Source organism: Streptomyces parvus, assembly GCF_014648875.1.
Lineage (GTDB): Bacteria > Actinomycetota > Actinomycetes > Streptomycetales > Streptomycetaceae > Streptomyces > Streptomyces parvus.
Genome location: NZ_BMRY01000001.1, coordinates 531,901 through 549,953, shown reverse-complemented (window position 1 = coordinate 549,953; position 18,053 = coordinate 531,901). Strand labels below are relative to the sequence as shown.

Annotated in this window: 15 protein-coding genes; 10 read left to right on the top strand and 5 right to left on the bottom strand. The window is 72.4% G+C overall.

From position 1 onward, the window contains the following. Positions 1-134: 134 nt before the first annotated feature. On the top strand, positions 135-1,721 hold the full coding sequence (locus IE140_RS02385; protein WP_150193716.1) for a S8 family peptidase: 1,587 nt from the start codon (positions 135-137) through the stop codon (positions 1,719-1,721). 115 nt (positions 1,722-1,836) lie between these two features. On the opposite strand, the gene IE140_RS02380 is transcribed toward IE140_RS02385, so the two are convergent. Beyond that, the gene (locus IE140_RS02380) at positions 1,837-3,267 is read right to left on the bottom strand and encodes a glycoside hydrolase family 18 protein (protein WP_109179960.1); all 1,431 of its coding nucleotides are present in this window, start codon (positions 3,265-3,267) and stop codon (positions 1,837-1,839) included. 269 nt (positions 3,268-3,536) lie between these two features. On the opposite strand from IE140_RS02380, the gene IE140_RS02375 reads away from it, so the two are divergent. The 5 genes from IE140_RS02375 (at position 3,537) to IE140_RS02355 (ending at position 8,838) form a co-directional block, all read left to right on the top strand. Further along, positions 3,537-4,289, top strand: coding sequence for a GntR family transcriptional regulator (locus tag IE140_RS02375; protein ID WP_032763448.1), 753 nt, complete (start codon positions 3,537-3,539; stop codon positions 4,287-4,289). Between the two features lie 242 nt (positions 4,290-4,531). Then, complete coding sequence (locus tag IE140_RS02370; RefSeq protein WP_032763443.1) at positions 4,532-4,732, top strand: hypothetical protein; 201 nt, start codon at positions 4,532-4,534, stop codon at positions 4,730-4,732. Between the two features lie 303 nt (positions 4,733-5,035). Beyond that, positions 5,036-5,440 carry an NUDIX hydrolase gene (locus IE140_RS02365; RefSeq protein ID WP_150193715.1) on the top strand — a complete coding sequence of 135 codons (405 nt, stop codon included), beginning with the start codon at positions 5,036-5,038 and terminating at the stop codon, positions 5,438-5,440. A gap of 172 nt (positions 5,441-5,612) precedes the next feature. Continuing rightward, positions 5,613-6,056 carry an ATP-binding protein gene (locus IE140_RS02360; protein WP_006127301.1) on the top strand — a complete coding sequence of 148 codons (444 nt, stop codon included), beginning with the start codon at positions 5,613-5,615 and terminating at the stop codon, positions 6,054-6,056. A 214-nt stretch (positions 6,057-6,270) separates the two neighbouring features. Beyond that, the gene (locus IE140_RS02355; RefSeq protein WP_093444895.1) at positions 6,271-8,838 is read left to right on the top strand and encodes a SpoIIE family protein phosphatase; all 2,568 of its coding nucleotides are present in this window, start codon (positions 6,271-6,273) and stop codon (positions 8,836-8,838) included. 21 nt (positions 8,839-8,859) lie between these two features. On the opposite strand, the gene IE140_RS02350 is transcribed toward IE140_RS02355, so the two are convergent. After that, the gene (locus tag IE140_RS02350) at positions 8,860-9,573 is read right to left on the bottom strand and encodes a PspA/IM30 family protein (RefSeq protein WP_093444894.1); all 714 of its coding nucleotides are present in this window, start codon (positions 9,571-9,573) and stop codon (positions 8,860-8,862) included. Between the two features lie 58 nt (positions 9,574-9,631). After that, positions 9,632-11,740 carry a TPM domain-containing protein gene (locus IE140_RS02345; RefSeq protein ID WP_189460151.1) on the bottom strand — a complete coding sequence of 703 codons (2,109 nt, stop codon included), beginning with the start codon at positions 11,738-11,740 and terminating at the stop codon, positions 9,632-9,634. A gap of 398 nt (positions 11,741-12,138) precedes the next feature. On the opposite strand from IE140_RS02345, the gene IE140_RS02340 reads away from it, so the two are divergent. Next, positions 12,139-13,770 carry a glycosyltransferase gene (locus IE140_RS02340; protein ID WP_150195860.1) on the top strand — a complete coding sequence of 544 codons (1,632 nt, stop codon included), beginning with the start codon at positions 12,139-12,141 and terminating at the stop codon, positions 13,768-13,770. A gap of 8 nt (positions 13,771-13,778) precedes the next feature. Next, on the top strand, positions 13,779-15,290 hold the full coding sequence (locus tag IE140_RS02335; protein ID WP_150195862.1) for a DUF6056 family protein: 1,512 nt from the start codon (positions 13,779-13,781) through the stop codon (positions 15,288-15,290). Positions 15,291-15,296: 6 nt separating this feature from the next. Here IE140_RS02335 and IE140_RS02330 read toward each other — a convergent pair whose 3' ends face one another. Continuing rightward, a complete protein-coding gene (locus tag IE140_RS02330) occupies positions 15,297-15,818 on the bottom strand; it encodes a MarR family winged helix-turn-helix transcriptional regulator (RefSeq protein WP_373296141.1) in 522 nt (173 codons plus the stop codon). Positions 15,819-15,946: 128 nt separating this feature from the next. Here IE140_RS02330 and IE140_RS02325 point away from each other — a divergent pair, with 128 nt between their 5' ends. Continuing rightward, positions 15,947-16,372 carry a Rid family hydrolase gene (locus IE140_RS02325; protein WP_150195867.1) on the top strand — a complete coding sequence of 142 codons (426 nt, stop codon included), beginning with the start codon at positions 15,947-15,949 and terminating at the stop codon, positions 16,370-16,372. A gap of 64 nt (positions 16,373-16,436) precedes the next feature. On the opposite strand, the gene IE140_RS02320 is transcribed toward IE140_RS02325, so the two are convergent. Further along, positions 16,437-17,462, bottom strand: coding sequence for a TY-Chap domain-containing protein (locus IE140_RS02320; protein ID WP_150195869.1), 1,026 nt, complete (start codon positions 17,460-17,462; stop codon positions 16,437-16,439). Positions 17,463-17,558: 96 nt separating this feature from the next. Between IE140_RS02320 and IE140_RS02315 the strand changes: the two genes are divergently transcribed. Beyond that, positions 17,559-18,035 carry a PaaI family thioesterase gene (locus IE140_RS02315; protein WP_093442498.1) on the top strand — a complete coding sequence of 159 codons (477 nt, stop codon included), beginning with the start codon at positions 17,559-17,561 and terminating at the stop codon, positions 18,033-18,035. The last annotated feature ends 18 nt before the right edge of the window (positions 18,036-18,053 follow it).

Here is an 18,053-nt window from a genome sequence, read left to right as displayed (position 1 = left end):
GGGCGTGCGGCTCACCGGACGGCGCAGAACGTGGGGCGTTCCGATGGCTGATTTGTCATGCCCCTGTCCGGAGTTGCCGTTCGGCTCCGGCACCACCCCCCACCAGAGCACCGCCAATGAGGAGGACCCCTCACATGTCAGTGACGCGTCAGACCCCCCAGGCCCGTCGAAGACTCGCCGCGGCGACCGTCATAGCCACCGCAGCCGCCGTCGCCCTCGCCACCGCCGCCCTTCCGGCGACCGCGGCCGAGCGCGCACCCGAAGGCGTGATCCTGAACGCGGACGCTCCGGGCACCATCAGCGACAGCTACATCGTCACGCTGAGGGACTCGGCCGCGAAGTCGGACTCCGCCAAGGGCAAGGCCCTCGCGAAGAAGTACGGCGCGAGCATCGAACGCACCTACCGCTCGGCCCTCAACGGCTACGCCGTCGAGGCCACCGCCGCGGAGGCGAAGAAGTTCGCCGCCGACCCGGCCGTCGCGTCCGTCTCGCAGAACCGCACCTTCACGGTCTCCGCCACCCAGACCAACCCGCCCTCCTGGGGGCTGGACCGGATCGACCAGCGGAGCCTCCCGCTGGACCAGCGCTACACCTACCCCGACAAGGCCGGCGAGGGCGTCACCGCCTACGTCATCGACACCGGGGTACGGATCAGCCACAGCGACTTCGGCGGCCGGGCCTTCAACGGCTACGACGCCATCGACAACGACAACGTCGCCCAGGACGGCCACGGCCACGGCACGCACGTGGCGGGCACCGTCGCGGGCACCGCCCACGGCGTCGCCAAGAAGGCGAAGATCGTCGGCGTCCGGGTGCTCAACAACCAGGGTTCCGGCACCACCGCGCAGGTCGTCGCCGGTATCGACTGGGTGACGGCCAACGCCGTCAAGCCCGCCGTCGCCAACATGAGCCTCGGCGGTGGCGCGGACGCGGTCCTCGACGCGGCCGTGCAGCGGTCCATCGACTCGGGCATCACCTACGCCGTCGCGGCGGGCAACGAGTCGACCAACGCCAGCACCAAGTCCCCGGCGCGGGTCGCCGACGCCATCACGGTCGGCTCGACGACGAACACCGACGCCCGCTCCAGCTTCTCCAACTACGGCGCGGTCGTGGACATCTTCGCGCCCGGTTCGTCGATCACCTCGACGTGGAGCACCAGCGACACCGCCACGAACACCATCTCCGGTACGTCGATGGCCAGCCCGCACGTCGCCGGCGCCGCCGCCATCTACCTCGCCGACAACCCGGGCTCGACCCCCGCCCAGGTCTCCGCCGGACTCGTCGCGGCCGCCACCACCGGCGTCGTCGGCAACCCGGGCAGCGGATCGCCGAACCGCCTGCTGCACGTGGGCCCCGGCGGCACCACCCCGCCGCCCGGTGACCGGTTCGAGAACACCACCGGCTACGCGATCAACGACAACGCCACCGTCGAGTCCCCGGTCACCGTCACCGGGATCACCGGCAACGCCCCGGCCGCGCTCCAGGTCCCGGTCAACATCTCCCACACCTACATCGGTGACCTGAAGATCGACCTGGTCGCTCCCGACGGCTCGGTCTACAACCTGAAGGCGTACGGCTCGGGCGGCAGCAGCGACAACGTGGTCACCACGTACACGGTCAACGCCTCCTCCGAGACCGCCAACGGCACCTGGAAGCTCCGGGTCAGCGACAACGCCCGCTACGACACCGGCCGGATCAACAGCTGGGCGCTCCAGTTCTGAGCCCGCCCCGGCGATGAGCCACGCACAGTGTGAGACAGCGTGAGAAGGGCCGGGACGGTCGCGTCGTGCGACCGTCCCGGCCCCTTCGGCCGTTCGGCGACGGGATCCGGTGCCGTCAGCGGCGGTTGAGCGCCCGGTCGACCGTCGTGACCAGCTCGGCGTTCTCCGTGTCGCCGTCCAGCGACCAGAACATCGCCCCGCCGAGCCCCTTGTCCCGGATGTAGGAGGCCTTGGCGCGCAGCACCTGCGGGTCGTCGTACGTCCACAGCGTCGTGCCGTCGAAGAGCCACGCGTGGCCGTTCTTCACATCACGGTGGATCTTGTACGTCCCCGAAGCGGCCAGCTTCTTGAGGACCTTGTAGTCCTCGTAGCCCGCCGCCCAGGTGGCCGGAGCCGGGGCCTCCGCCGGCTGGCCCAGGCCCTTGCCGCCGCCGGTCACACCGGTCCAGCCCTGGCCGTACGTGGGCATGCCCATCACGATCTTGTGCTTGGGCGCCCCGCGCCGCACCCAGTCCCGTACGGTCTGGTCGACACTGAAGTCGTTCCGCGCGTACAGGGCCGACTGCTGGGCCGTCTTCTTCTCACCCGAGACGTGGTAGTCGTAGCCCTGGATGTTGACGAAGTCGAAGTCCTTCATGAGGCGCTTCACGTCGAAGCCCGCGTCGATGGCCTTCGGGTTGGCCGGGACGTACGCCGACAGGTCGTAGTGCTTGGGCTTCGGCTTGTGGTGCCCGTGGCCGTGTCCCTTGCCCTTCCCCCTGCCCGACTTCTCCGCCGCCTTCGCCTCGCTCTTCGCGTGGGCGTCGAGCTGGGTGCGGAACTCGTGGATCAGGGCCGTGAAGTTCTTCTTGTCCTCCGGGCGGAAGACGGTGCCCTCGTTGGCCGGCGAGCCGGGCCACTCCCAGTCGACGTCGATGCCGTCGAAGAGTCCGGCCGCCGCGCCGTCGCCGCCGCGTGCGCCGTCCTGGGGGAGGTTGCCCTTGATGTACAGGTCGATGCAGGAGGCGACGAGCGCCTTGCGGGAGGCCGCGGTGCGGACCGCGTCGGAGAAGTGGGTGGACCAGCTCCAGCCGCCCAGGGAGATCATGACCTTGAGGCCGGGGTGCTTGGCCTTCAGCTCGCGCAGCTGGTTGAAGTTGCCCGCGAGCGGCTGGGTGTCGGTGTCGGCGACGCCGTCCACCGAATCCGCCGCGTCGAGCGGACGGGCGTAGTCCGCCCAGGCGTCGGCCTGGCCGGGGATGTTGCCCGTGAAGCACTTGCCCTCGGCGCTGACGTTGCCGAAGGCGTAGTTGATGTGGGTCAGCCGGGCCGCGGCCCCGCTGGTGTCCAGGTCCTTGACCTGGAAGTCGCGTCCGTAGACGCCCCATTGGGTGAAGTAGCCGATGTTCTTGTACGCGGGGCGGTGGTGGCCCTTGCCGCGGTCACCGCGGTCGCCGCCGTCGTTCCGGTCGTGGCCGGTACCGGCCGAGGCCGCGGGCGCGACGCCTGCCAGCAGGGCCAGCGCGACGCCGGCGATGGTCATTCGGGACAGGTTTCTTCGACGCATGGGGCTCGTTCCTGTGCGGAAGGGGCGGGGGAGAGCCGTGCTGTGCACAGGGACGGTATTGGTCTGGACCAAAAATGGTCAAGAGCAACGGAGTTGCCGCCCTGCACGGGTGCGTGGGCGGGGGGTGTGAGGGGCAGTGATGCGGACGGCCGGGGTATGCGTGGATCGCCACAAGATCATCACATTGGGTGAAACTCTGGCCCATGCTTGCGGTATACAACCCACGGTTGTCAGGCTGTCGCAGACTGTCAACCTGTTGGGAGTGGCCTGTGACTTTCGGTGAGCAGCCCGCCTATCTGCGCGTGGCGAGCGATCTCAGGGAGAAGATCGTCAACGGCGCGCTGCCGCCTCATACCCGCCTGCCGTCGCAGGCCCGCATCCGTGAGGAGTACGGGGTCTCGGACACCGTCGCCCTGGAGGCGCGGAAGGTCCTGATGGCGGAAGGGCTGGTCGAGGGGCGCTCCGGCTCCGGCACCTATGTGCGCGAGCGCCCTGTGCCCCGCATGATCGCCCGCTCCGGCTACCGGCCGGACAAGGGGGCCAGTCCGTTCCGGCAGGAGCAGACGGCCGAGGGGGCGCGCGGGACCTGGGAGTCCAGCAGCGAGCAGGAGGAGGCGAGTCCCGAGATCGCCGAGCGGCTGGGCATCGAGCCGGGTGACCGGGTGATGCGCACGCACTACGTCTTCCGGGAGGCGGGCGAGCCGATCATGCTCTCCACCTCCTGGGAGCCGCTCGCCGTCACGGGCCGCACGCCCGTGATGCTGCCGGAGGAGGGTCCGTTGGGCGGCTGCGGGGTCGTCGACCGGATGGCCGCGATCGACGTCGTCGTGGACAACGTCGCCGAGGAGGTCGGCGCGCGCCCGGGGCTGGCGGAGGAGCTCCTGGCGCTCGGAGGTGTGCCCGGGCATGTCGTCATCGTCATCGGGCGTACGTACTACGCGTCGGGCCGGGCCGTGGAGACGGCCGACGTGGTCATCCCGGCCGACCGGTACCGGGTCGCCTATCACCTGCCGGTGAGGTGAGGCGGGGTGACGCCGCGTCGGGTCGTCGTCGGGCGGCCGTGAGCCGAGTGTGAAGTGAACGCGTAGTGGGGCACGAGGGGGCGCATCCTGTGGATGCGCCCCCTTTCGTGATGGCCGGATGTGTATCTCTTTGTGTAAAGACGCCTGCGCTGAGTGAAGGTCAGGCGTACGCTCGGGCATATGCGTACTGCGGTTTCCTGGGGATCCTTAGAGACGTGCACGTCGGTGGGGAGAGGGGCGATATGCGGGGGAGCGACACGATGAGCGAGAGCGGCGCCGTGCTCCCGTGGCAGGTGATACGGCAGGACGACGGCGGTAACCGCTACCGGGTGGGCCGGTATGCCACGCAGGCCGAGGCCCAGAAGGTCGCCGACGGCCTCGACGACCGCCACCACCATCAGGTCTACCGGGTGGAGCGCGTGAGTCAGGGAGCCGGTCCCTGACGGACGGACGGGTGGATGAATGGACGGGCCGGGCAGCCCCGAGAGGCCGGACGACCCCGAGGGGCCCCGGGTGGCCGTTGAGCCGCCCTGGGGCCCCTCGGCCGTCCTCGGGGACCTCCTGGGAGCCCCTCGGTCTCTCCCGGGCCCCCTGAAGCCCTCTCGATCTCTCCCGGGCCCCTGAAGCCCCTCCGTCTTCCGCGCTCCGGCGCCCCGGGCGGTAAGGTCCGGCCCGACCGGGGTGCGGAAGCCTCCGGCGGGACGGCGCCGCGAGCGGGGCGGGAGTGATGACGGAGTGGTGACGAAGTGACGTCGGTGCTGATCGACACGGTGGCGTGGGTGCGGATCGAGGGCGGCAGGATCCTCTGCGCGCGGCCCCGGGGCAAGGACGTCTTCTACATCCCGGGTGGCAAGCGCGAGGGCACGGAGACCGACCTGCAGACCCTCCTGCGGGAGATCGAGGAGGAGCTGACGGTCGGCCTGATCCGGGAGACCGTCGTCCACGCCGGGACGTACGAGGCCCCCGTGGACGACCGGCCCGGCTCCGCCGTCGTACGGATGAGCTGCTACTACGGCGACTACCGGGGCACGCTCGCCGCGAGCAGCGAGATCGAGGAGATGGTGTGGTTCTCCTTCGCCGACCGGGCTCTCGTGCCGCCCGTGGACCAGTTGCTCTTCGACGACCTCAGGGCGACGGGTGCGCTGAGTTGAGCTGATCCGCCGACCGCCGACCGCCGACCGCCGACCGCCGACCGCCGGCCGTGGGGGGCGTACGGCCGTATGCACCAAACACCCGGTTGCGCGGTAGTGGGCAATCAATGGTGGGTATGGGCTGTTTAGTCCCCGTTTGCACAGGGGGTGCGCCCGCGGTCGTCCCTGGGAAGTGATCGGCGTGATCGATACCGAAGGCGACTGCGCCGAGTGGACCTTCGCGGCCGAGCCCGGTTCCGTGCGCAGTGCCCGGCACGCCGTCCGGGGCGCGCTGGGCTCCTGGGGACTCGACGCGGCGGTGGGCGACCTGGCGGTCCTGCTCGTCAGCGAGCTGGTGACCAACTCCCTCCGGTACGCCTCCGGCCCCATCGGCGTACGCCTGGCGCGTACGTACCCCGACGGGGAGCCCCCGCCCGCCGACCACCCGCCCGTCACCCCGGGACTGCTGGTGGAAGTCTCCGATCCGCTTCCGGATCCACCCACCGAACGCACGGCGGGACCCGACGACGAAGGCGGTCGCGGACTCCAGCTCGTGGCTTGTTCCGCACGCCGTTGGGGGACCCGTCGCGGAAAGAGCGGCAAGACCGTGTGGTTCGAGCTGGCTCTCCCTGGTTAGGAGAGTGGAGGGAAGCACAGCGATCACCAGAGGTCGGGCAGAACCTGGCTGAAAGGGACTGAGACCGTGCTGTGATCGTGAACGCCGTGTCGGTCGGGGCCGTAGTGCTGAATACTGCGGGCAGGACCGGTCCGGTGTGTGAGCTGGAGGGGACGGTCGCGTGAGCGAAATACCTGGGACAACGGGCGACGCCGTCGGGACGGCCGGTGACGTCGTGTGGCAGAACAGCCCGCCCGGCTCGATCTATGACTACATCAGGGTGGCCTCCTTCTCGATCGGCCCCGACGGTCTGATCGAGCAGTGGAGCAGCCGGGCCGCCGCGCTGTTCGGCATGGCCTCGACCGAGGCGATCGGCCGTGACCCGGTGGAGGCCTTCATGCCCGCCGAGCTGCGCTCGGACGGCCACCGGCGGGTCGGCGAGATCCTCGACGGCAAGGAGTGGACGGGCCTCGTCCCGTTCCGGATGCCGGGCGAGGGCGGGGCGCACGGCGTCGCCGAGGTCTATGTGATGCCGAGTCTGACGGGGCAGGGGGAGCGGGCCGCGCTCTGTATCGTCGTCGACGTCCGGGCCCTGCGGCGCATCGAGACCGACCTCGCCGCGTCACAAGCCATATTCGGCCAATCTCCCTTCGGCTTCGTGCTGTTCGGCACCGACTTCGCGGTCGTCCGGGCCAACCAGCGCTTCGCCACGGTCTTCGGCGGCGCGGCCGATGACCACCGGGGCCGCACGGTCGACGACTATCTCCCGCAGGCGGAGGCCGACCGGCTGTCCGCCACCCTGAAGCGGGTCCTGGAGACCGGGGAGTCGGTCACCGACCTCCAGCTCGTCGGCACCGCCCCCGGCACCACCGAGCGCCGCCACTGGTCCATGAACCTCTACCGGGTGCACAGCGGGGCCGGCCGTCCCGTAGGTATCGCCGGGCTCGCCACCGACGTCACCCGTCGGCACATCGCCGCCCGCGAGGCCGCCAGCGCCCGCCGCAACCTCGCCCTCCTCAACGAGGCCAGCGCCCGCATCGGCAATTCCCTGGACCTGGAGACCACCGCCCGCGAGCTCCTCGACGTGGCCGTGCCCGGCTTCTGCGACCTGGCCGCCGTCGACCTCTACCAGGGCCTGCTCACCGGCGAGGAGGCCGCGCCCGGCAGTTGGGCGCCCGCGCACCGCGAGTCCGCCGGAGGCTCGGCGGAGCTGCGCCGGGTGGCCCACGCCAGCGCGGTCGCCGACGCCCTGCCCACCGCCGTGGCGGGCAGCGGGTCCCCGGGCCCGGACGACGTGCCGCCCGCGCTCGGCTCCGTCCACCGATTCCCGTTCGGCTCGCCCTGCGCCGTCGCGCTGCGCTCCGGCCGGGTCGAGGACGTCCCCGGCGACGAGATGGGCTTCGTCCAGTCGACCCTCGCCGTGCCGATGGTCGCCCACGACACCGTCGTCGGCCTCGTCCAGTTCTCCCGGACCAAGGGCAGCGAGCCGTTCGGGGAGCGCGACCGGGCGCTCGCCACCGAACTGGCCGCCCGCGCCGCCGTCTGCATCGACAACGGCCGCCTCTACCGCCGCGAACACGAACGCGCCCTGATCCTCCAGCGCAGCCTGCTGCCCCCCGGCGACCCCGAGGCCGCCGGACTCGACATCGCCTGCCGCTATCTGCCCGGCAACACCGCCACCGAGGTCGGCGGCGACTGGTTCGACGTGATCGAGCTGCCCGGCCACCGCACCGCCCTCGTCGTCGGCGACGTCATGGGGCGCGGCCTGCGCGCCGCCGTCGCCATGGGCGAACTGCGCACCGCCGTACGGACCCTGGCCCTCCTCGACCTGGAACCCGCCGAAGTGCTCTCCGCCCTCGACGAGGTCGCCCGCGGCCTCGGCTCCCCGGGCGGCGGCGAGCGCAGCGAGGGGCTCGGCGGCAGCGGCGGAGCCCAGTGGCCCTCCCGCGCCGCGCAGAAGTCCCGCGAGGCGGACCTCTCCGAGGTGTATCTCGCGACCTGCGTGTACGCCGTCTACGACCCGGTCACCCGCCGATGTACGTTCGCCAACGCCGGGCACATGCCCCCGGCCGTCGTCGAGCCCGGCCGGCCCGCCCGGCTCATCGACGTACCCCCGGGGATGCCGCTGGGCGTCGGCGGCGAGCCCTTCGAGGAGGTCGAGGTCGAGCTCGCCGAGAACGCCCTGCTCACCCTCTACACCGACGGCCTGGTCGAATCCCGGGACCAGCCGCTGGACGAGGGCCTCGCGGCGCTGCGGTCCGTGCTCACCGGTCCGCAGATGGAGCTGGAGGACGCCTGCGACTTCGTCCTCTCCACCCTCGACACCCGGCACGGCGAGGACGACATCGCCCTCCTGATGGCCCGTATCCAGGGACTGCCCGCGGAGGCGGTGGGGGACTGGACGCTGCCCCGCGAACCCCGCTCGGTGGGCCGCGCCCGCGAGCTGGCCCGCACCCAACTGCTCGCCTGGGACCTCGACGACCTGGTCGACACCACCGAACTCCTCGTCAGCGAGCTGGTCACCAACGCCCTGCGCTACGGCGAGGGAGAGATCCGGCTCCGGCTGCTGCGCGACCGCACCCTGGTCTGCGAGGTCTGGGACGCCGGCCTCGTCCAGCCGCGCCGCCGCCGCGCCCGCGACACCGACGAGGGCGGCCGCGGGCTCCAGCTCGTCGGCCTGCTCAGCGCCGCCTGGGGCTCGCGCCGGACCCCGCGCGGCAAGACCGTCTGGTTCGAACTGGCCCTGCCGGACGGGGAACCGGCCGCCGAACTCTCCGTGGAGCAGCTGCTGAGCATGTACTGACCCGGCCCGGTTCGCGAGCGGCTACGCGCCCGTCTTCAGGGCCGCCAGCCGCGCCTCGATCTCCGCGCTGTCACCCAGGCCGTCCAGCTGCTCGAACTGGGCGTCCAGCGAGGAGGCGGCCAGCTCCTGCTTGCCCAGGGCCTTCGCCTCCTCGCGCCGGACCTTGTCCTCGAAGCGGCTCAGCTCGCTCGTCGGGTCGAGGACGTCGATGTTCTTCACCGCGTCCATCATCCGGTTCTGCGCCTGCGCGGACTTCGCACGCGCCACCAGCTCGTCGCGCTTGGCCTTGAGTTCGGAGAGCTTGGCCTTCATCTGGTCGAGCCCCGTCTTCAGCTTGTCCACGACCTCCGTCTGCGAGGCGATCGTGGGCTCCGCCGTCTTCGCCTCCTGCTCGGACTGGAGCTGACGGCCCAGCGCCACCTTCGCCAGGTTGTCGAACTTGTCGGCCTCCGCCACCGACCCGGCCCCGCGCAGCTCGTCGGCCTTCCGGCTGGCCGCCAGCGCCTTGCCGCCCCACTCGGCCGCCGCCTCCACGTCCTCCTGGTGGTCCTGCTCCATCAGCCGGAGGTTGCCGATGGTGGCCGCGACGGCCTGCTCGGCCTCCGCGATGTTGTTCGTGTAGTCCCGGATCAGCTGGTCCAGCATCTTCTGCGGGTCCTCGGCCTGATCGAGGAGGGCGTTGATGTTGGCCTTCGCGAGCTGGGTGACGCGGCCGAGGATGGTCTGCTTGGTCATGGAACGGCTCCTTGGAAGTCGAGACGGTTCACGCTGTGGTCCTGCTCTGCCGGTCGTTTCAGAAGCGGCCGCCACCGCCCCGGCGCCCCCGGGTTCCGCCGCCGCCGAAGCTGCCCGGCCCGCCCCCGAAGCCACCGGACCGGCCGCCGCCGCCGAACCCTCCGCCGAGGCCGCCGCCCATGCCACCGCCCCGGCCGCCGCCCCCGAAGAGCCCGCCGAGGATGATGCCGCCGAGCACCGCCCCGCCCATGCCGCCGCCCCCGCCGCCCATCCCGCCCATGCCGCCGGGGCCCCGCGGGGAGCGGAAGCCGCGTACGTCCTGTTCGGCCAGGGCCAGCGCCTGCCCGGCCAGCGAGTCCGCCTGCTGTGCCTCGGCCAGCGCCCCCCGCGCGTCCGTGGCCGACAGCTCCCGGGCCCGCTCCCACCGCCGCTGCGCCTCGGCCAGCCGGGTACGGGCCTGGCTGCCGACCGCGCCCCGGTTGGTCGTGATGTGGTCGGCCGCCGCCCCGATCGCGGACCGGGCGGTGAGCATCGCCTGATCGAGGAGGGACCGGGCCTTCGCCTCGCCACGCTCCTGGTCCCGGGCCCCGGCCAGCGCCTCGTCCAGGGCCGCGTCCGCCTCCTCCACCCGGCGCAGCGCGTCGACCGGGTCGTACGGCCCCGCCGCCATCGCGCCCCGCACATCGGCGAGTACGGCCTCGGCGCGGGCGATCCGGCCGCGCAGATCGGCGGTCGACGCGCCCTCTGCGGTCCCTTCGAGCAGCCCGCCCGCGTCCGCGAGGTCGGTCTCCGTCTCGGTCAGCGCGGCGGGCAGCTTCCGCGCGGCCTCGCCCAGTTCCGCCGCCCGCCGGTCCACCGATTCCAGCAGCGTGCCGGCCTGGCCCACCGCGCCCTCGGCGGCCCGGATGTACACGGCGGCCCGGGAGTTCTCGCCGGCCTCGACCGCCGTTCGGGCCTCGCCCACGGCCGAGCCCGCGAAGACGAGCCGGTCCTCGGCTTCCTCGACGTCGGCCGCCACGGGTGCGGCGGCGCCCTCCCCGTACCGCTCGCGCAGCCCGGCGACGCCCGCCTCGGCCGCCGCGACCCGCCCGGCGAGGTCGCGGTGGGTGGCGTCCACGGTGGCCAGGGCCTGTGGAGCGGTACGTTCCAGGGCGCGCAGCCGGTCGAAGTCCTCGGAGACCGTGTCGAGCCCCTCGTTCGCGGTGGCGCACCGCCGCAGGATCTCGTCCAGCATCCGGCGGCGGGTCGCGTCGTCCTCGGGGAAGGCGTCGTCGAGCTGCTGGCGCAACCGGAACGACTGCGTCAGCTCGCCCTTCGCCCGCGCGACCGCCGCCGTGAACGGCTTCGCCGCCTCCTCGCCGAACTGGGCGGTGGCGAATCCGAGTTCCTCCTCGCTGGTGCGTACGGCGTCATCGGTGTCCACCAGCACCTGCTTCGCCTGCGCGTCCAGCTCCGGCAGCGGCGTCGGCGGCTCCGGCGCACCCCCTGCCCCCGCGCCCCGGCCCCAGCCGGTGGCCGCCGGGGTGGTGCGGGTCGTCGTGCGCCGTTTGCGCCGGGCGTACGCGTAGACGCCGACCGCGCCCACGCCCGCGACGACGGCCACCGGAAGGATGAAGTCGCGGGCGCCGGTGGAGCCGGAATCGCCCGTTCCGGGGTCGGCGGGGCCCGGGGTGATGGCGGGGGCGGTCACGGGACGTCCGGCCAGGACGGAGGCGTAGCCGTCGGCCGCGCCGATCGCCGCCCCCGCCCAGTCGTTCTCCCGCAGCGCGGGCTCGATCGCGGTACCCGCCACCTCCCGCAGGTCCGCGTCGGTGAGCCGGGAGTCCACGTCGACGGAGTACGCGTACTGCCGGTCGTGGGTGGCGACGGAGAGCAGCACGTCGTCCTGGCCCAGCCCGTTGCGGTCGGCGGTCTCGTCGCTCCAGGTCTGTCCGGACCGGCCGGAGAAAGCGCGTACGTACACCACGAAGAGCTGGATGCGCTGCTCGTCGTACAGCCGGTCGAGGGCGTCCTCGACCTGGCCCGCCCGGTCGCCCAGGGCGCCGACCCGGTCGGTGATCTGCCCGTCCCGGGACAGCTCGACGGGGTCGTCGGCGTGCGCGGGCACGGCGGCGGGGAGCACCAGCCAGCCCACGGCGAGCAGCGCGGAGGCCAGCGCGGAGGCCAGCGCGGCGAGGGGCGCGGCGGAGAGCGCGGCGAGTCGGGCGGTGGTCCGTGGCAGTCGAGGAGACGTCACCTTCGCGAGGCTATGTGTGGTTTTCCACCCCCGCGACCCGGCGATCCGGTGAACCCGATCCGCCGCGATCCGGCGAACCGGGCCCGCCGCGATGCGGCGAACCGGGCCCGCCGCGATCCGGCGAACCGGGCCCGCCGTCCGCCGGAGCGTTGGACCGGGTCCGCCTCCGCTGTTCGCATGAAAGGGCGCGGGAAAGCGGTCCGCCCGCGCGTGTGCGGAGAGACGAAGGGCCGCCGTCCGTCGTCAGATGGGGCGGACGTGGCGCGACCCGGGCCCCGGCCCCACGGGAGGCCCGGCCCCACGAGAGGCCCGAAGTCCGGAGGTGGCGAGTGACTGGCCTTCAGCTGTCGGTCGTCGTGCCGTGTTTCGACGAGGCCGAGGTCATCGAGTCCTTCCACGCCGCCCTGCTCGGCGTCCTGGACCCCCTCGGGGACAGCTTCGAGATCTGTTACGTCGACGACGGCAGCCGGGACCGCACCCGCTCGCTGCTGAACGCCATCGCCGCCCGTGACCCGCGCGTCCACTACACCGCCTTCAGCCGCAACTTCGGCAAGGAGGCCGCCATGCTCGCGGGTCTCCGCATGTCGCGCGGGGCGGCCGTGGTGATCATGGACGCCGACCTCCAGCACCCGCCCGAGCTGATCCCCCGCATGCTGGAACTGCACCGGCACGGCTACGACCAGGTCATCCCGCGCCGCGACCGCACGGGCGAGGGCATGATCCGCAGCACCCTCAGCCACACCTACTACGCGCTGGTGCGCCGCTGCATGGACGTGGAGCTGATCGACGGCTCGGGCGACTTCCGGCTGCTGTCGCGGCGGGCGGTGGAGAGCGTGCTCTCCCTCCCCGAGAGCAACCGCTTCTCCAAGGGGATCTTCTCCTGGATCGGCTTCGACACCGTCACCTTCCGCTACCGCAACAGCGAACGGGTGGCCGGCCGGTCGAAGTGGGGAAGCAGGCGGCTGCTGAACTACGGCATCGACGGACTGCTCTCCTTCAACAACCGGCCGCTGCGCCTCGCGATCTACACCGGCTTCTGGGTCTTCGTCTCGGCGCTGGCCTACGCCCTGTGGACCGTCGTGCGCGTCGTCCTGCACGGCGTGGACACCCCCGGTTTCGCCACCCTGCTCATCGCCGTCGTCGCCCTCAGCGGCATCCAGCTGGTGACGCTCGGGGTGATCGGGGAGTACGTGGGCCGCATCTACCACGAGGCGAAGCACCGCCCGCCGTACGTCGTACGGGAGACCGACGCGACCTGCCGGGCGGCGCTGCCGGACGGCCGGCCGCGCCCGCGGCTGACCGGGAACCGGGCGCTCACCGGAGATGCCGCGCTCACCGGGAACCGGCCGCCCACCGGAGACGCCGCGCTGACCGGGAACCGGGCGGTCACCGCAGATGCCGCGCTCACCGGTGGCGGAGAGGGGACCGAGACCCCGGCCACCGGCCCCGCCGCCTCCCCGGGGTCCGCCCAGGCCCGGGCGACCGGCGCCCCGAGCCGGTCCCGTACCGTCCGCCAGTTCGGCAGCTTCGTCCTCATCGGCTGCGTGAACACCGCCGTCTACCTCGGCGTCTACGCCTCCCTCAACCGCTGGATCCCCTACCTGACCGCCCACGTCATCGGCTACGTGGTCAGCATCGTGTGCTCGTTTCTCCTCAACTCCTACGTCACCTGCCGGACGCGGCCGACCTGGCACGCGTTCGTCCGCTATCCCCTCTCCAGCCTGGTCAACCTGGTGGCGTCCGGCGCACTCCTCTACGGGGCGGTCAGCGGCCTCGGGATGGACAAGAACCTCGCGGCGCTGGCGGCCGGCGTGATCGTCACGCCCGTCTCGTTCCTGCTGGCGCGATGGGCGATCACCTCGGGCCAGGCCAGGGCCGCCACGGCCGAGCCGCAGGCCGGACCGCTGCCCGGCCGTGCGGCGCCCGGACCGCTGCCCACCCGCTCGTCCCAGAAGGGGTGACGTCCGCGATGTCCGACGACGTTCCCGTGACCGCCGCCCCGGAGGGAGTGCGGCGGGGCGAGGAGGAGGCGGCGGACCCGGCCGGGCGCCCGGCGGACCGCCCCTGGACGGCGCTCTGGGTGACCGCGCTCGCGCTGCCGCCGCTCGCCCTGCTCGCCGCCGCGTCCTGGTTCGGGCGGTGGGTGAGGCCCGGCGCCGACGACTGGTGCTTCCTGCCGCGCGTACGGGACGACGGCATCAGCGGTCTCGTCGGGCAGTTCTACCTCGACGACAACGGGCGGGTCGCGAACGCGCTCCTGGTCGGCGCGTACGCGAAGTTCCAGGTCGCGGGACACCAGTGGTACCCCCTGGTCAGCGGGGTCCTGGTGCTCGCGGTCCTGTGGGCGGTGGCCGTCCTGGCGCTGCGCCGGGCCGCCCTGCGCACCCCGCGCGGAACGCCGCTCCTGCTCGCGGCGATGACCACCGCGCTGTTCCTGTTCGTCACGCCGAACACGTACAAGACGTTCTACTGGCCCGCCGCGTCCGTCTCGCACACGCTGCCGCCGGTACTGGCGTGCGCCGCGCTGATTCCGCTCCTGCTCGCCCGGACCCGGCGGGGGCGGGCGTTCGCGATCACGGTCGCGGTGCTGATGGCGGCCTTCCTCGCCACGCTGTCCGAGGAGACGGCGATCGTCGTGGTGATGGTGCTGCTGGCCGCGCTCATCGTGTCGGGCCGGGTCGTCCCCGCCGCCGACCGGGGGTTCGTCCGGCTGTGGTGCGCCGGGGGCATCGCCGGGACGGCGGCCGGGGCCCTGGTCCTCATCACCTCCCCCGGCTCCACGCACCGCAGGGAGCGCTTCGGTGCGGAGACCACGTCCCTCCTCGCCTCCGACTCCCTCGCCGCGTCGCTGCGCGCGTTCGCGGAGATCACGGTCACCGTGGTGACGACCTGGCAGTACGTGGGCGGGGTCGCGGCGGGCGTCCTGCTGGGACTGCTCTGCCGACGGGCGGACGGGACGACGCCCCGCCCGCCCGCGCGCTGGCCGCTGCTCACCTACGCCGGACTGGTCACACTCCTGGTCTCCGGCTACCTCTGCACGGTCATCGCCTACCCCGTCTTCGGCGACCGGGTGAGCGACAGGAGCGCCAACCGGCTCTGGAACGACTACCTCCTGCTGTACGTGATCCTGCTCGTCGGCGCGGGCGCCCTGCTGGGCCTGGCGGTCCGCCGGTACGCCCACCGCACCGCCCCGGCGAAGGCGGTGTGCGCGGCGCTCTGCGTCCTGGTCTGCGTCGGCCCGGCGATCGCCCTGACCGACCTGGACACCGCGATGCGGTCCCGGGCCGAGAAGTGGGACGCCCAGGACCGCCGCCTGCGCGAGGGGGCGGCGGCCGGGGAACGGGTCATGCCGTACGAGCGGCTGGTGATCAGCCAGATGCTGGAGCCCTTCAGCGACGGCGGGGAGCGGTACTGGCCGGGCGGCTGCGTCGCCGACCTCTATCGGCTCGATCGGGTCACGGACGGGGCCAGGGGGCGGTGACGGCGGTCAGCCGAAGTCGTCGGGCACGATCCGCATCTTCTCCGCGATGCGGACGAGCGCCTTCTGGTCGGCCGTGTTGAGGGAGTCGAGGACGAGGCCGCGCACGGTGCGCAGGTGGGTGGGGGCCGCCCGGTCCACGATGTCGAAGCCCGCGTCGGTGAGTTCGGCGAGGGTGTAACGCCCGTCGGCCGGGTCGGGGGTCCGGACGACCCAGCCGCGCTGCTCGCACCGTTTGATGACGTTGGAGAGCCGGGAGAGGGACCCGCTGGCGAGGAAGGCGAGCTCGCCCATCCGCAGTTTCCGCCCGGGGGCCTCGGAGAGATGGCTGAGCACGAGGTACTCGAACAGGGTGATGCCGTGCTCCTGTCGCAGCGGCGACTCCAGCTTTCCGGGCAGCAGCAGGACCAGGGAGATCAGCCCCGTCCACGCCGCCTTCTCCTGCTCGTCGAGCCAGCGCGGCGGTTCGTCGACCGCATGCTCCTCCGAGGTGCCGCCCGTCTCGTCCATGGACCTCTCCGTCCCGCTCATCGGTCTTCCCGTCCCCTCGGTGCGCTCCCCGATGACTTTGCGCTTGAAGTCATCGCTTGTTACGGTTACTTTACGCGTGAAGTCATGGAAGCGGAAACGCACCCTCGGGTGCGGGGAGAGGAAGCATCATGAGCACCGTCACCTTCGGCGTCGTTCCGGGCTACGGCGAGAAGCTTCACGAGGCCCTCGGCTACAGCGGCGCCGTCCGCGTCGGGGACCGGGTCGAGATCTCCGGTCAGGCCGGGGTCGACGACGACCTGGTCATCCCCGACTCGCTGGAGGACGAGATCGTCCGGGCCTTCGACAACGTGGAGCGCACGCTCGCCACGGTCGGCGCGACCTGGAAGGACGTCATCCACGTGAACTCGTACCACAAGGTCGCGCCGGGGGGCGACGTCATCGGCGAGGACCACAACCGGGTCATGGCCGAGCAGTTCCGCCTCCGTCTCGGCGGCCGTGCGCCGATCTGGACCGAGACCGGCGTCACCGTCCTCGGGCTCGCCGCCATGAGGGTGGAGATCCGCGTCACCGCCATCGTCGGCTCCGGAGCCTGACCGGCGCCCCCCGGTGCGCCCCACTGCCCGCGACTCCGGCAACGACCGCTTCGAGTACGGGCGTTCAGTCGGCGGGGTGGTGCACGCGCGGGATCCCCAGGTCCGGCAGATCGAGGTGGAAGCCGCGTCCCCGACCGCTCATGGTGCCGTCGTAGGAGAGGTCGGCCAGGTCGACGCCCAGCTGCCGCAGCTCCTCGACGAGCATGTGGGCGCCGGTGGCGGCGTGCGCGGGGCTGTCCATGGCGTCGGGGAACCGGCGTTGCCAGATGGAGCGGGAGGACTCCCAGCCGTTCCGCTCCATGCGGGCCGGGTCGGCCGCGTCCGGCCGGTGCAGGTGGCCGGTGGCCTCGACGACGAGGCTCAGGTCCTGGCTCCAGCACTGGACGAAACGCTGGGGATCACGGGCGTCTCCCAGGTGCAGGATGAACCGGCCGGGGAAGAACGGGGTGTCGTGGTCGAGCGACCGAAGGGTTTCGGACAGGCGCTTCTCCACCGCTTCCCAGGTGGTGCCGGACCGATCCGGGGAGGCGGGGGCAGGGGCGGGCGGCAGATCGGCCGGCTCGGCGGCACGCCAGCGGCCGCGGGAGCGGCGGCTCCCGGCGGAATCGCTGTCCGTCACGGCGGGCAGGAGTTCGAGACTCACCTCGCCCTCGTCGTGCGAGTGCACGAGGATGCTGGTGTCGGGGCGCCGCCACAGCATCCACGGGCCCGAGGCGCCTCCCCAGAGCGTGGGCGGTCCCAGCTCCTCCTCCATGACCCACCAGGCGGCACGGATGAGTCCGGCGGCCGTGGCCAGGTCCTCGGCGGGCAGGTCGACGACGCGTACGTTCAGCTTGCGTATCCGCTCGGGCTCCGAGGCGTCGGAGATGAGGGTGCCGTATCCGGCCGAGGGTCCCTTCCGCGGAGGGAACCTGCGCCAGACCTGGCCCGCGACCTCCTTCGGCTCCTGAAGTTCCCAGCCCAGCCCGGAGGTTGCGCGCTCGAACTCGGCCAGGCCCCAGGAGCCGAAGCGGAGCGGTGCGACCTCTTTCACGAACGTACGGAAGGTGTGGTCGCCGAGCCAGTTGCCCCGAGGGATCAGGTTCTCCATGCGTCGGACACTAGCGGTCCGGTACGACAGGGCCGATGTTGACGACGCCGTACCCGGACGGCGAGGCTCGTCCCTCCCGAGGAGATGAGGTGGAGCATGGCGGCGATGGACCAGGAACTCGCTTTCGGGCGGAAGGTGTTGGAGGCCCAGCCCTTCAGCGTCCTGCTGGGCGCGCGGCTGACCGCCTTCGGCGACGGGGCGGCGGTCCTGGAGCTCGACGTACGCGACGACCTGCGCCAGCAGAACGGCTTCGTCCACGGCGGCGTCCTGAGCTACGCGGCCGACAACGCCCTCACCTTCGCGGCGGGCGCGGCCGTCGGCCCGGCCGTCCTGACCGCCGGTTTCACCATCGACTATCTGCGCCCGGCCCGGGGCGAAGTGCTGCGCGCGCGGGCGCAGGTGGTCCGCCCGGGCCGGAGCCGCGTCGTCTGCCGCTGCGACCTGCTGATGGTGGACGCCGAGGGGACGGAGACGCTGTGCGCGGTGGCTCAGGGGACGATCGCGGTGGCGGGCTCGGCCGGCTCCGCCCCTGCCGCCGCCGAGGGGCCGGCGGAGCCGACCGGGGCCGGGTGACCCCGGCGGGCCTCACGG

Bases quoted from the DNA above. Each gene is read 5' to 3' on its own strand.
- IE140_RS02315 (WP_093442498.1), top strand. From the start codon at position 17,559: ATGGCGGCGATGGACCAGGAACTCGCTTTCGGGCGGAAGGTGTTGGAG.
- IE140_RS02320 (WP_150195869.1), bottom strand. From the start codon at position 17,462: ATGGAGAACCTGATCCCTCGGGGCAACTGGCTCGGCGACCACACCTTC.
- IE140_RS02380 (WP_109179960.1), bottom strand. From the start codon at position 3,267: ATGCGTCGAAGAAACCTGTCCCGAATGACCATCGCCGGCGTCGCGCTG.
- IE140_RS02330 (WP_373296141.1), bottom strand. From the start codon at position 15,818: ATGAGCGGGACGGAGAGGTCCATGGACGAGACGGGCGGCACCTCGGAG.
- IE140_RS02370 (WP_032763443.1), top strand. From the start codon at position 4,532: ATGCGGGGGAGCGACACGATGAGCGAGAGCGGCGCCGTGCTCCCGTGG.
- IE140_RS02350 (WP_093444894.1), bottom strand. From the start codon at position 9,573: ATGACCAAGCAGACCATCCTCGGCCGCGTCACCCAGCTCGCGAAGGCC.
- IE140_RS02335 (WP_150195862.1), top strand. From the start codon at position 13,779: ATGTCCGACGACGTTCCCGTGACCGCCGCCCCGGAGGGAGTGCGGCGG.
- IE140_RS02325 (WP_150195867.1), top strand. From the start codon at position 15,947: ATGAGCACCGTCACCTTCGGCGTCGTTCCGGGCTACGGCGAGAAGCTT.
- IE140_RS02385 (WP_150193716.1), top strand. From the start codon at position 135: ATGTCAGTGACGCGTCAGACCCCCCAGGCCCGTCGAAGACTCGCCGCG.